Here is a 12,179-nt window from a genome sequence, read left to right as displayed (position 1 = left end):
GAGGCAGTAGCAAACATCTAATAGGACAGATTCGAAATCCATCATAAGGTAACAAATTGTGAGGGAAGCACACGATAGCGAGTATCCCCGGAGAGGAGAATACGGGGACCCAACTCGAAGATGTCAGTGGTGTGGAAAACCAATCGACTCTATATTTGGAAGAAAGAGCTATTGCTCTTCCGAGTGTAGAGCAGCAGACCGCTATGAAATCTTTGTTTTCTTTGGAGTTAGTTTGTTGATTTTCGCTGTCTTATTCACACTTTTTCCGCTATTAGGCGTAGCCCTCATACCCGGTTTTTCTCTGCTTGTTGTCGGAGCTTACTGTCTTGGACCATTCCTCCTTTGGAAAGCAAAACAGGGAAAACGCATCAGAGAAGCAAATGAAGAGTCCATAGAACAAAAAATCTTGGAGTGAATTTATCTTTCAAGGCGTGCCATGGCTTTCTGTTGCTCTACCTTTAGAATCTCAAGAACCTCCGCACGGTATTCGATACATTCCTTTGAGGTTCTATCCCGCGGTCTGGGAATATCTATCTCGAATTCAGCGATTATTTTGGATGGAATATTGCTAAGCACGAGTATACGATCAGAGGTGTAGACTGCTTCATCAACATTGTGGGTAACGAAAAGTATGCTTGAACCCGTGTTTTCCCAGATTCGTAGGAATTCATCCTGTAGATAGTTACGTGTTTGAGCGTCCAGATTGGAAAAAGCCTCGTCAGAAACGAGAATGTCTGGTCTGGTGATGAGGCTTCGGGCCATCTCTACCCGTCTAGCTTGACCTCCTGAGATTTCATGTGGGTAGTTTTTTTCTAAACCTTCCAGCCCAACAAGATCCAACATTTCGTCGGTTCTCGTAGCAATCTCTTGAGAGGAATACCCCATAATATCTAGTCCGAATCTGATATTCTGTTCCACATTCAGCCACGGAAACAAAGATTCTTGTTGGAAAATGTAACCTACTCTGCTATGTCCGAGACCTACTGAATGGTCATCGATTCTGACTTGCCCCTCGTCCGATTCTAGCAAACCAGCGATGATTTTGAGGAGTGTCGTTTTGCCACAACCAGATGGACCAACTATGGCGGTAAACTCGCCTTCCTCCATGGCAAAGCTGATGCCATCCAGGACCTTCGTTTTTTCTAAGCCGTCATTCGAATATGATTTCTTGATATTCTGAACGGCAAGTTTCGACACCGGTGCCACCTGCACTATTCTCCCCTTCGAAGCTGTTTAAATAATATACCTTCTCAGCTCTATTCAAACAGTATTACCGCAAAAGGTCTAAAAGGTATCTTCACCTTCAAAAACCTGAATAGCACTGTTAATATCACCCTGCACCGAACATTGGAATTACTACGGGCATTTGCATATTTACAATACACGAGGATGACACAGCTTGGATTCGCCTAAGATACTCTTTGAAGTGGAAGACGATACTAGCACTAGTGCCTCGGCTACAGGTGATCTGACAGGCTCAACGAGGCCGGAGATTTGCACTGGTGGACGAGACGGGATTCTCCGGTTATACAAAGCCGATACAGATCACCTAGACTTCCTTGCTCAGGTATCTGTTCAAGGGAGCATCCTCTCAATAAGCGTTGAAGATGCGAACAATGACGGACAAATGGAAATCGTTGTTGGTCGAAGTGTAAGTGGTGCAGGCGGAGAAACGGGTACACTCCAAGTTTATCGATACGCTCCTAGTGGTCAAATTGAGCTTATCGCGGAACAGCCTATTGGCCGTTTCGTAACTACTGTGGAAGTCACTGATGTTACTGGTGATGATAAGAACGAAATCATAGCAGGTGGAAGTGATTCCACTCTTAGAGTTTTCAAGATGGGTGCTGATAATCACCTGGAAGAACTCGTTTGCTACACCCTCGAAGATATGCCTCTCTGTATTGGTACCTGCGATGTAATTGGCGATGAGATAGATGAGATAGTCATTGGTAATCGTGACAAAACATTGCGTGTTTTCAAGATTAGAGGAAATTCAGCCGATGAAATTGCGGTGCTTGATCTCCCAAGCCCTGTTATCTCATTAGCAGCAGGTGATATTCTTGGAGACCGAAAGATGGAGCTCGGAGTTGTGACTCATGATGGCTCTATCAGGATATATCGCAATGAAGAAAGTCAGCTTGATATGTTCTCCAAACTCGAGCATGTCGACGCATTGTCGATTCGGATGGCTGAGATAAATGCTGATCATATGGACGAGATAATTGTAGCCAACGCCACACAAGAGATTGTTTTCTATAGCCTGTACATGGCTGAATTGAAGCAGCTAGCTGTGACTGATATTGGAAGAAAGATTCTTTCCATAAGTGTAGGAGACGCAGGTGGAGATGAACGCAAAGAGGTCCTAGTTGGAGTTTCAAACGGCCCTCTCAAGGTCCTCGAAGGTCTCTATGAGATAATTCCACGTTTTGAGGTTAGTCGTGAAGCTGCTGCTGGTGAAGAGCTGAAAGGAGAAGTAACAGTCACCAATGCTACCGAAAAATCAATCTCGGGAATCAAAGGCAAAATCTATTGGTTTCCCAAAGACAACATGGAAGTAGAACCCAAAGAGTTGGCTTTCGATCTTGGTTCCCAAGAATGTAAATCCATTCAAGTTCATTTAAGACCACTTGAAGAGGGAACGGTTGTTATTCGCCCAATTGTGTTGATGTGGACTGATCAATCCGGAAACGTCAAACAGGTCACGACCCCTGAGACAGCTATTTCAGTAAAAGAAGGCGAAGCAAAGGCTTCTCCAGCATCTGCTCCTGAAGTGACCCTTGATACCCCCTCTCAACCTCAAGAAGCACCTGTTGAATCGTCTTCTTCTGTGAGGTCGGAGGGTACAGGTTTTGGTAGTGTGACAACGGAGCCTGAAGCTGAAACAGAATCGGCGTATACTGAAAGTGAGAAACAGCAACTTGAAGCAGCTTCCAAAATGTTGGATGATATTTTCGGGGAGACTGAGCCTGTAGGACCCAGTGGCGACGATTTGAAGGCAATGACGGAGACAGTAACTGAGCCAGAAGAACCGCCAGCTCCTGAGGAACCTGAGCAAGTAGAGAGCGAATTAGTAACAGATATACGAAATAGGGAACCCAAACCTCTTCCACCTGGCAAATCCGAAGATGCTTATGAGTATCTGATGAAGAGCATGATTGTGGGACCCGGTGCTGTTGGTAAGACCGCACTTGTTAATCGGTATACAACGGGAAGCTTCGAGAAAGATTACAAGACCACGATTGGTAGCCAATTCGCTGTCAAACTCACCCATATCTACCCCGAAGAGAAAGATCATGCAGTTGGTCTCAAACTACAAGTGTGGGATGTAGCAGGACAGGCCCGGTTCCAAGCAGTACGAAAGATGTACTATAGTGGAGCGGCTGGTGTCATTCTGGTTTATGACGTGACTCGACGAAGGTCCTTCGCAGAGCTTCCAAACTGGGTGGAGGAGGCATACGAGTCTATCGGAAGGAAAGTCCCAGCTCTTGTTGTGGGAAACAAGATAGATCTTCCTGATCGAGCGGTCGATCCATACGAAGCGAAGAAATGGGCTGAAGACCAAGGATTCCTCTACATGGAAACCAGTGCTAAGACTGGAGAAGGAGTCGCAGATATGTTTACCATTCTGGCGAATCTCATGTACGAGGATGCACAAGAAATGGCTAAACAGAAGAAAGAAGACAATCAATTCTAGCTGCCAGTTATCCCGAACTTTAGTGCGATGAGGTATCCCATATTACTTAAGGACATTTTACAAAATTAACTATAGTGAATAAAATGCCATATAGATTTGATTGCAGGATGTGTGATGCATCTGTTACCGGCGAAACAAAAGATGCGGTAGTGGAGAAAATCAAGAAGCATGGTGCTGATGCACATGGTCTTGATCCTATGCCGCAAGAAGAGATTGAAAAACGCAAGCCCATGATTGAGAAATACTAAGTTAGGCTTCACCCACAATCCTGCTTTAAGGGCTATTAGTAAAATACAGTTTATTCTATTTTTTTTTGAAATTCAATTTTTGGAGATTTCAGACAATCTCGCCGTTTATTTGCCAGATGCACGTTTTCCAGCTTTCAACCCCTCTTCGAATGCCTTTGTATTGGTTTGGCTTCTGCCTACTATCGCAAGGAGTCCATTCTTGATAGATTCTTCGCTGAGGATAGCAGCTTGAATACCGCATAGCGCTCCCAACATATACGAATTCTGGACACGGTACGTTCCAAGACTCTCGAGTGTCTCTTTGGGATTTACCGAATAGACTTTTCTTGCAAGTGCTGATAGTGACGCCCGCAACTCGTCAATCTCGGGGTATGATTTTCTTCCTGCCAATGAATCTACTGTTTGCACAGGAGTTTCACTTACAAGTGCAATAGTTTCGGGGCCAGCGTACTCTATTGCCGCTCTTAGGGATTCCATAGGTTCAAGACCAAGAATAACATCTACATCACCACGAGGTATGAGTGGACCCAAATTGCTATTGCCTATTCTTACATGGGTCTGAACAGTCCCTCCTCTTCTTGAAGCTCCGAATATCTGACCTACAACAGGTCTGTAACCATCCTTTATTGATGCTTCAGCAAGCGCTTTGCCACAAACAAGGTTGCCTTGTCCGCCTACACCCGCTATCAGAATGTTTTGATGATATTTCAACTTGGATCATTTCCTCCGTATTGCATCATGAGGACAAACGTCAATACAGTCACCGCATCGAACGCATAGATGGTTCTGGATTTCTGCATGATTCTCCTCTTCATTCCATCCAATAGCCAAGCAACCGAATTGAGTCATACAAAGCCTGCAGTTCTCTCCAATACAACTATCTGCATCAACGTAGATTTGCGGCCTTTCCGTTTCGCTCTCTTCTCTTTCAGCGAGTCTACAAACTCCCTTCAGAATTATGATTTTGAGCCCATCTCTGGTCAAGCTTTCATGAATAAGATTGGTTGTATCTTGCATGTCTGAAGCAATACCAATATCGATGTAATCCGGAAGAGTAGCCCTCGCCATGCTTTCTATGTCCACGGGGAATGTTTCGCCTCTCTTAGTATGTGAGCTGGGGCTTGGTTGAAATCCAGTCATGGCTGTCGTATTATTGTCGATAATAATGAATGTCAAGTCTGCATTTTTGTTTCTAGCATTGACAAGGCCCGGTAAGCATGCATGGAAGAATGTGGAATCTCCCGCTACCGCAATTACTTTTTGTTCAAATCCGAATCTCTCAAGCTGCCCCAATCCAGATGCGGTACCAATGCCTGACCCCATAGATTGCATTGTATCTAGTGAGGAATCATAGAAAACTCCCATTGAATAGCAGCCTATGTCGCCGGTAACCACAACTGGCTTACCGAATCTTTGTTTTGCTTTTCTAATTGCCCAATACACAATCCGATGACCGCATCCCGGGCAAAACGTTGGTGGTCTGTCCAGCAGTAGCTCTCGAGACTGTTGAGCGTCTTCATCAAAACTACGGGCAACAGGTTGATATTCGCGACCAGTAATTCTGGATAGTGCGCGAGCCACTTTGTCTACATTCAACTCACCATAGCGTTCAATCAGCCCGTTACTCTTTCCGTAAAGCGTGGGTGGGCTCTGGTTCCTTCTCCTAGCAAATAGAATCGCAACATTCTCTTCAATAAATGGTTGGCCCTCTTCAGTAAAGAGTACATCCTGGGCAGAATCTATGGCCTTCATCACTGACTTCTCTGGAAGTGGGAATGTTGTTGCTAGAGACAGTATCTCGGCATCTTCCAGATTCAATTTCCTCATCGCTTCATCTGAATAAGCGTTGGTTACTCCAGATGTGAGGACCCTCAGACTCTTTTCAGAGCTATCCAAATCATTGAACTGCGACTTTTCGAACTCTTCTCTTATGTCAGCAAGCTTTTCGAGCAACTGCTTGTGTTTTAGGTCTGGTCTCGGTACATTATAGAGGTTTGAAGAGACAGTATGAGCTGATGCACCCTCGATGTCCGGGATTTCTCCCAGATTCACTACTGCCCTAGTGTGGCTCAATCTGGTTGTGCTTCTGAGTATCACAGGGATTTCATGCTTCTTGGAAATCTCAAATGCATAGGGCATCATATCCTTTGCCTGTTGACATGATTCTGGCTCAAGTAGCGGAAGGCTTGCTGCTTTTGCATAGAATCGCGAATCCTGTTCATTGCTCGAACTGTGCCCTCTAGGATCATCACAGACCACGATTACTAACCCGCCATCTCCTGTTCCTGATAAGTTGACATTCAGCAGAAAATCAGCAGCGACATTCAATCCCAATGACTTCATCGGACAAAGAGCTGGTAGTCCTGCCCAGCTTGCTGCAGTACTGGCTTCAAGAGCCACCTTTTCATTTGTGGACCATTCTGCATGAATACCTCTTCTATCGCTTTCGTTCATAACATACTCGGTGATTTCAGTTGATGGTGTTCCTGGATATGATGCACAGAATCTAATACCCGCTTCAATTGCTCCCCTGGCGATTGCTTCATTTCCGCTCATCAAAACTTGGTCGCCGTCTACCATTGGTGGTCATCCAATCTTATTATGCATTGACTGACCAGAAAACCATTTCGAAATGAGTGAAAAGCACAAATAATATCAGGATGATACACTGAAATCATCGAGTCAAAAACCGAAGTCCCTTTTATGGTGATTTTGTTTATGCCAGAAGATTCGGAAGAAACTCGGAAGAAACGCAGGCTGGACTCTTTGCTCAGTATAAGCCACGATAAAGATGTTGATGGATTGAATTCAGCAGCTATAGTGTGGCGCTATGCAAAGTCAAGAAATCTGGATTTTGATGTTATTCTCACTGATTATGGCGGTTTTTCTGACACTTTCTCAGCAGTTGCTGTACGTCGGAACACACTAATAGTCATTACAGATTTAGCTATGGACGAAAATCAACTCGATTCAATCATGTCTGCGCTCAAACGAGCTGTATCTCAGGGGTGCAGAGTTGTATGGCTCGATCATCATCAATGGACAAAGAAGTCGGCGGCAGCGGTCTTGTCCCTAGACAACTCGCCGGTCTTAAAGGTGAATTCAGATTATTGTGCTGCAGAGATAACCTATAGAGTTCTTATGCCCAAAGACGAGGTATCAGCCGAGCTTGCGCAGATCGCACATGATACGGATTTCAATCTGAGAGAGATTGATGCAGCAAATGCTTTGACTGATGCCCTCTCTGTGCTTAGGTTTGAAGCTCTCTCTCGAAAGGAGGATATCACCAAGGCTCTGATGCCTTTGCTTTCTGAGTTGGCTGATGGAGGGATATCTGCCTTATGGAATGAGAAAAAGAAACGTTTCAAAAAACGTCTTCTCAACAGAAAAGTGAAGCATTATCGAAAAGAGAAGCTAAAGAAGATGAAGAAGGCACTAGCTCACCAATGCGATGATGTTGTCCATGATCGCCTGGTGCGCATTCTAAGGATTCCGAATGGGGTAACGACCACTGATATGGGTACCTTCGCTGCAGATGAAGAGAATCTGGACATCGGAGGCCAAAAATTGAACGTCGCGGATCTCTTGATTACTGTGAGTAAAGGTGGCATGCTCGGATTCAGAAGAGGAAGTGAGAAAGTGCTATGTGATGTAGCTGCTAGTCTCTTTGACGGTGGCGGTCATCCCTTCGCCGCCGGCGGTGAATATGGGATGTATGATGATTTTGACAGCGTCTGTGTTGATATAATGACCAAGCTGGAAAACAATCCTGAATGGGTAGTCTAGCCTGCAGGTTCATAATTGATATTTGAAAGAGTTGTTCTCAACATATCTGTCATATCCACGGCGTTTCCCCAGCGTTCATCGAATATCTTGATGGCATGCTGAATCAGTGTTTCATTATCTTCATCTGATATGAAAAAGGCTGCATCTGCTTTGTATGTATCAGATAAGTACAGAATCATTTTTTCCTCATCTTTGATTACGCTGCGATATGTGCCTCTCTCTTCCTCAATAGCTCTCAATTTCAAATGACCTGAGGATACCGCTTTTCCCAATAGCGGGAGTGCATCATTCATGAACGAGGAAATCGATTTTGGTTCATTTGCTCTTGTGTTCTCTCTAGAAAAAAGAACTCTCATTTCAACTCCATTTAGTGCTTGTTCAAGCATTCGTACTTCTACTGGCCCCCGTTCACCGAGATTGCTCGTTAAAGAAACCGAAGAGTTAGCTATTCTAATAACACTACCTTGATTTGCGGCATTCAGTATCTCAGAAATCAATGAACCTCTGACGTTTTCACTACCCTCGATTAGGTGTGAGTAATCCCTTGATTCTTTGTCGGATTTTCCTGCAAGTTCTCTTGCAAGTTTGTGTATGCTTGTATTCTGAATAACTTGTTCATTTTTCCTGTTTTGGTTTATCTTCTCGTGGAGCTTGACCATTTGTTCCTTTTTGGCGCTTTCTAATGCCTTTGCTATGGTCTCTTTTGTAGCCATGTATTTGTTCGGCGTACTTATTCGATCAACTACTACGAACCCCTCTTGTTCTAGTTCCCCGAGGCATTTATAGATCCAACTCTTGGAGAGGTTGTTACTTTTTTCAGCGTTTACTATTTCGAATATCTCCTCAAAATCAGCTGTAGCAGAGTCTCCTTCCACCGACTTCAGAACAGCTTCAAGAACATCCATTTTGCGCGATGCCATATCGAGTTCAAAAAGTGACAGTTCCGAAACATGAATTCGGTTGTTCATCGGATATCACCTTCACCTAAACTGTAAGATGACGTGAATTCTGCATCAAAACTGTCTACGACATCATCTAATAACGTTGGATTCTCGTTTCTAGGAACGCATATGGAAGCCAATGGTTCCTCTGCTACAGTCAATACTAGGACCTCGGCATTCCTTGTTACCATCTGATAGGTCAGGTCTCCGCTCCGGATACGAAAATCGACATCTAGGCCTTGATTTTTGAGATTTAGATACTCTTCCGTCGTATTTCTCCACGCATTCTTTACCTGTCTACATGGCCAAGTGAAAAGGACTCTCACTTTTACGCCCCTTGAAGCTAGATTCCCAAAAACTTCGACGCGCTCGCTCCACTGTGGAGATTGAAGATCCACGTCATCAACTGTAATCCGTACGATATCTCCTCGAGTTACCTGTGCGTATACCTCTCGATCAGCCATGAGCTGTAGGGTTCTGAGACCCATGCCAAAACGCGATCTATCATCCCATTTAGAATCAGTCATCACCTTGATGACTCTGTCGACCAGTAGACCTATTCTGATATTGTTGAGCCGCTCAAGTTTTCGTTTCAGTTTAATTCTGTCTTCAGAAAGTGTTTGAAGAGCACTTCCCTTCTTTTTCTCTAGAGCTGTCTCTATTCGATTCAAATCTGTATAGTATCTGTGTCTGTAGCCGCTCCTATCAACCTCAATGAAGTCCTCGTCTTCCAAGGAGCTTAGCAGACGATAAATCAATGATTCATTGGGCTTCTCAGTATCCTCGCCGCTGAGGTGTTTCAGAATGTCCGAAAAACCGACTCTGATTTCATTTTCACATGCTTCAAGCAGGGCTCTCAGGACGTGCATCCTCTTCTCCTGTGGATTCACATCATAAAGCTGAAGCAGGGAAGTCTGATTTGTACCCGAGACAGTCACTATTCCTTTCCTCCCTCTATGAAGCTCATTGCGACCTCAGAGTCTATGTCCATTCCAGAAGATTCGATATCAGAAGACCGGATGTCAAGTACAGACTTGGACTTGTTCCAAATCTTGTCAAAGGATTCAACAGCTGAGTCTACCAGATCTGCGTTGAAACGGCGGCTCATCCATGCTCCGGTGATTGGTTTTTCTGTGATGATGAGTGCCATGCTTTCGTGATTAGCTGCCACAAATTGATAATGCTTCTTACTGACGTTGAAAAACCGAGCATCTATTTTGTGACCCTGCCCTTGTAGTGTAATCAGATTTTCCAAACCTTCTCTTATGAGATTTCTCAGGTTTTGATTGTTTTTGAAAGACTCTCTCTCTAGCAATCCTGCTGGAACTGCATATTTTATCTCAACGCCCTTTCTGGCTATATCAACCATCTTGCTGATTCTTTTCTCAAATCTATGCATGAATGGATTGATTGTCAATATGCAGATTCTTAGAACGTCTCCGGATTTCAGGTTCTTGTATAGCGTTGTGTCAATGACTCTGTAAAATTCGTCAATTCCCTTGATGAATCTGGCCTTTAGTGCCTGTCTTCTTCCAGTTATCCATTCTGTGATTTCTTGTGCAAGGGCTGCAGAATCCAGATTTCTTATGATTTCTAGCTCTTCCTTTTTTCTATCTATTGTCTCTGAGACTCTTTCAATAGCTTTCTCTCTAAGGACTTCGATTCCGTTCATCACAGATTTGGCATCTGCGAGATAGCTTTTGCGATGTGCGCTCTCTCCGAACATAGTTACGAGGCCATCATCAACAAGAGATTTGAGCACCTTGTGAATCCATGCTTTTGAGGGGCTTGCACTTGGTTCTTCTCTTAGTAGGGCTTCATAAGCAGTGGTGAATGATATTGGTTTTCCTGTCTCATCACATTTCTTGAGCATGGCTCGCAGAAGACTCAGCGCCCGTGAATCATGATCTATCCCCGTCTTGAATCCTAACAGCTCCAACGTTTCTGCGGCATCTTCGCTAATCGGCATTTTTCCCCCAACTTTCGTTCAACATTTGATTACATAAAGTGCTGTATGGTTATGGACAGACACTTACTCAATTAATGTTGACAAGAGCAATATTAAATATACTGGTTGAATATCCCAGAATTGAATTCGTCCATCGAATACGAATTCTAGGGCTAAGGCGTTCTTCGCCAGACGAGGCAGGCAGGAAGGAGGGGGAGACCTTCTTCATGCAGCGCAGGCATATCCCTTCCTTCCTGTATCTGTTTTTTTTCCAAAAATCAAGGACCAACAAGAGCAACGCTCTTGAGATAGCCTTTGCCAATCCGTAGAATCATGGGCATGAACTCGGTAAGGAGTGTCAGAACCTCAGAAACGGAAATGTCACCTTGGATGATAGAGTTCAAGGTTCTAGCATCAAGAGAATTGAGGACTATTTCAGCCGCCTCCAGTGGGTCATTCAACATGGCATACCTTGATACAGCCCACATACCATCACCAGTATTCTGAATATTCCACGCAAGCTTTGACTTGCGGTATTCCTTCTCATATTTCTCTATGCTTTTCCTTGAGAAGTCATCCTCAGAAACAGCTCTAGCAGCATGTCTTGCCAATAACGTTCCTGCATGAAAGCATGTTGTGACACCACCACCGACAATTGAGGACACTTGACCCGCAGCATTGCCACAGAGAGCAACACCCGCATCAGTGAATTTCGGGATGATGCCTGCACAGGGCACTACTCCACCGTTCACAGATGCGATTTTGGAATCCTTGGTTTCCGGGAACTTGTTTTTGTATTTCTTCAATACGTCGACCATTGGAGGTAGTTGTTCCCATTGTTCCTTGGACGAGGGCACACGTCCGATTCCGAGATTCACCTCAGTTTCACTCCGTGGATAAAACCACATATAGCCCAGACCTACATCACGGCCAACATAGAAGTACGCTGTTGTTGGATCAATATCTTTGCAATCCTCTAGTTTCCACCGATAGCCATAGGAGAGTAGCCAACGTGCTGTCTTGAAGCCGGCTGTTTGTGAAACCTTGCTGAACGATCCATCTGCTCCGATGACAAGATTTGCACGCTCTTTCTTGTTGTCATTGTATCGTATGCCTGTAACCTGTCCATTGTTCTTTATGACCGAATCCACCCTGCTGGAAAACCTGAATTCGACGCCATTTGATTCTGCACGTTCTTTCATGAGTTGCTGACATTTGTCTTCGTCCAGAAGATATGAATTACCTAGGAGATTTTCTCCCACTACTACATTGGAACCTGTATCCAGACTTTCGCCGATTATTCTCTTATACTTGTTACCTATATATTCGGAATCTGGCCTTACTCTAAGAAGACGGAGGGCTTTGTCCGTAACCAGTTCACCCATGAGAGAATCCGTAACGTGTTTTCTCTTTTCCAATACTAGTGTGTCAATGCCTTTCTCAGAGAGCCTATCGGCAGTCATCAATCCCGCGGGACCAGTTCCAGCTATTATCACATCATATGTCACATCAAATGTCTCCGCATATCGCGTGTCTGATTTGAGCGACACGTGAACAGA

Annotated in this window: 11 protein-coding genes; 4 read left to right on the top strand and 7 right to left on the bottom strand. The window is 44.4% G+C overall.

The window, feature by feature from the left end:
- Positions 1 to 58 precede the first annotated feature (58 nt).
- The gene (locus GF309_00875; GenBank protein MBD3157315.1) at positions 59 to 415 is read left to right on the top strand and encodes a hypothetical protein; all 357 of its coding nucleotides are present in this window, start codon (positions 59 to 61) and stop codon (positions 413 to 415) included.
- 2 nt (positions 416 to 417) lie between these two features.
- Here the strand turns inward: GF309_00875 and GF309_00870 are convergent, their stop codons facing one another.
- Positions 418 to 1,206 (bottom strand): ATP-binding cassette domain-containing protein, encoded by a 789-nt coding sequence (locus GF309_00870; protein ID MBD3157314.1) that lies wholly within the window; start codon positions 1,204 to 1,206, stop codon positions 418 to 420.
- Between the two features lie 193 nt (positions 1,207 to 1,399).
- Between GF309_00870 and GF309_00865 the strand changes: the two genes are divergently transcribed.
- Both GF309_00865 and GF309_00860 read left to right on the top strand, forming a co-directional pair.
- Entirely contained in the window at positions 1,400 to 3,697 is a 2,298-nt protein-coding gene (locus GF309_00865) for a GTP-binding protein (GenBank protein ID MBD3157313.1), read from the top strand.
- A gap of 83 nt (positions 3,698 to 3,780) precedes the next feature.
- Entirely contained in the window at positions 3,781 to 3,945 is a 165-nt protein-coding gene (locus GF309_00860) for a DUF1059 domain-containing protein (protein ID MBD3157312.1), read from the top strand.
- 105 nt (positions 3,946 to 4,050) lie between these two features.
- On the opposite strand, the gene GF309_00855 is transcribed toward GF309_00860, so the two are convergent.
- Together GF309_00855 and GF309_00850 are read right to left on the bottom strand one after the other, a co-directional pair.
- A complete protein-coding gene (locus GF309_00855) occupies positions 4,051 to 4,656 on the bottom strand; it encodes a hypothetical protein (GenBank protein ID MBD3157311.1) in 606 nt (201 codons plus the stop codon).
- A gap of 6 nt (positions 4,657 to 4,662) precedes the next feature.
- Entirely contained in the window at positions 4,663 to 6,525 is a 1,863-nt protein-coding gene (locus GF309_00850) for an indolepyruvate ferredoxin oxidoreductase (protein MBD3157310.1), read from the bottom strand.
- A 138-nt stretch (positions 6,526 to 6,663) separates the two neighbouring features.
- Here GF309_00850 and GF309_00845 point away from each other — a divergent pair, with 138 nt between their 5' ends.
- Positions 6,664 to 7,731 carry a hypothetical protein gene (locus GF309_00845; protein MBD3157309.1) on the top strand — a complete coding sequence of 356 codons (1,068 nt, stop codon included), beginning with the start codon at positions 6,664 to 6,666 and terminating at the stop codon, positions 7,729 to 7,731.
- On the opposite strand, the gene GF309_00840 is transcribed toward GF309_00845, so the two are convergent.
- The 4 genes from GF309_00840 to GF309_00825 all read right to left on the bottom strand — a co-directional run bounded on the left by GF309_00840 (position 7,728) and on the right by GF309_00825 (position 12,128).
- Entirely contained in the window at positions 7,728 to 8,699 is a 972-nt protein-coding gene (locus tag GF309_00840; protein ID MBD3157308.1) for a hypothetical protein, read from the bottom strand. The genes GF309_00845 and GF309_00840 overlap by 4 nt on opposite strands.
- Positions 8,696 to 9,610 (bottom strand): hypothetical protein, encoded by a 915-nt coding sequence (locus GF309_00835; protein ID MBD3157307.1) that lies wholly within the window; start codon positions 9,608 to 9,610, stop codon positions 8,696 to 8,698. The genes GF309_00840 and GF309_00835 overlap by 4 nt, the downstream gene beginning before the upstream one ends.
- Positions 9,610 to 10,641: a hypothetical protein gene (locus GF309_00830; GenBank protein MBD3157306.1), complete on the bottom strand. Its 1,032-nt coding sequence runs from the start codon at positions 10,639 to 10,641 to the stop codon at positions 9,610 to 9,612. The genes GF309_00835 and GF309_00830 overlap by 1 nt, the downstream gene beginning before the upstream one ends.
- 257 nt (positions 10,642 to 10,898) lie before the next feature.
- Positions 10,899 to 12,128: a hypothetical protein gene (locus GF309_00825; GenBank protein MBD3157305.1), complete on the bottom strand. Its 1,230-nt coding sequence runs from the start codon at positions 12,126 to 12,128 to the stop codon at positions 10,899 to 10,901.
- Positions 12,129 to 12,179: the final 51 nt, after the last annotated feature.

It is taken from the genome of Candidatus Lokiarchaeota archaeon, from assembly GCA_014730275.1.
In the GTDB taxonomy this organism is placed as follows: Archaea; Asgardarchaeota; Thorarchaeia; order Thorarchaeales; family Thorarchaeaceae; genus WJIL01.
Note: the sequence above shows the minus strand (reverse complement) of the source record. Positions and strands in the feature narration are given on the sequence as shown.

What these genes read in the sequence shown, in the direction of transcription:
- GF309_00860 (MBD3157312.1), top strand. Translation starts at nt 3,781, where the DNA reads ATGCCATATAGATTTGATTGCAGGATGTGTGATGCATCTGTTACCGGC.
- GF309_00850 (MBD3157310.1), bottom strand. Translation starts at nt 6,525, where the DNA reads ATGGTAGACGGCGACCAAGTTTTGATGAGCGGAAATGAAGCAATCGCC.
- GF309_00845 (MBD3157309.1), top strand. Translation starts at nt 6,664, where the DNA reads ATGCCAGAAGATTCGGAAGAAACTCGGAAGAAACGCAGGCTGGACTCT.
- GF309_00840 (MBD3157308.1), bottom strand. Translation starts at nt 8,699, where the DNA reads ATGAACAACCGAATTCATGTTTCGGAACTGTCACTTTTTGAACTCGAT.
- GF309_00830 (MBD3157306.1), bottom strand. Translation starts at nt 10,641, where the DNA reads ATGCCGATTAGCGAAGATGCCGCAGAAACGTTGGAGCTGTTAGGATTC.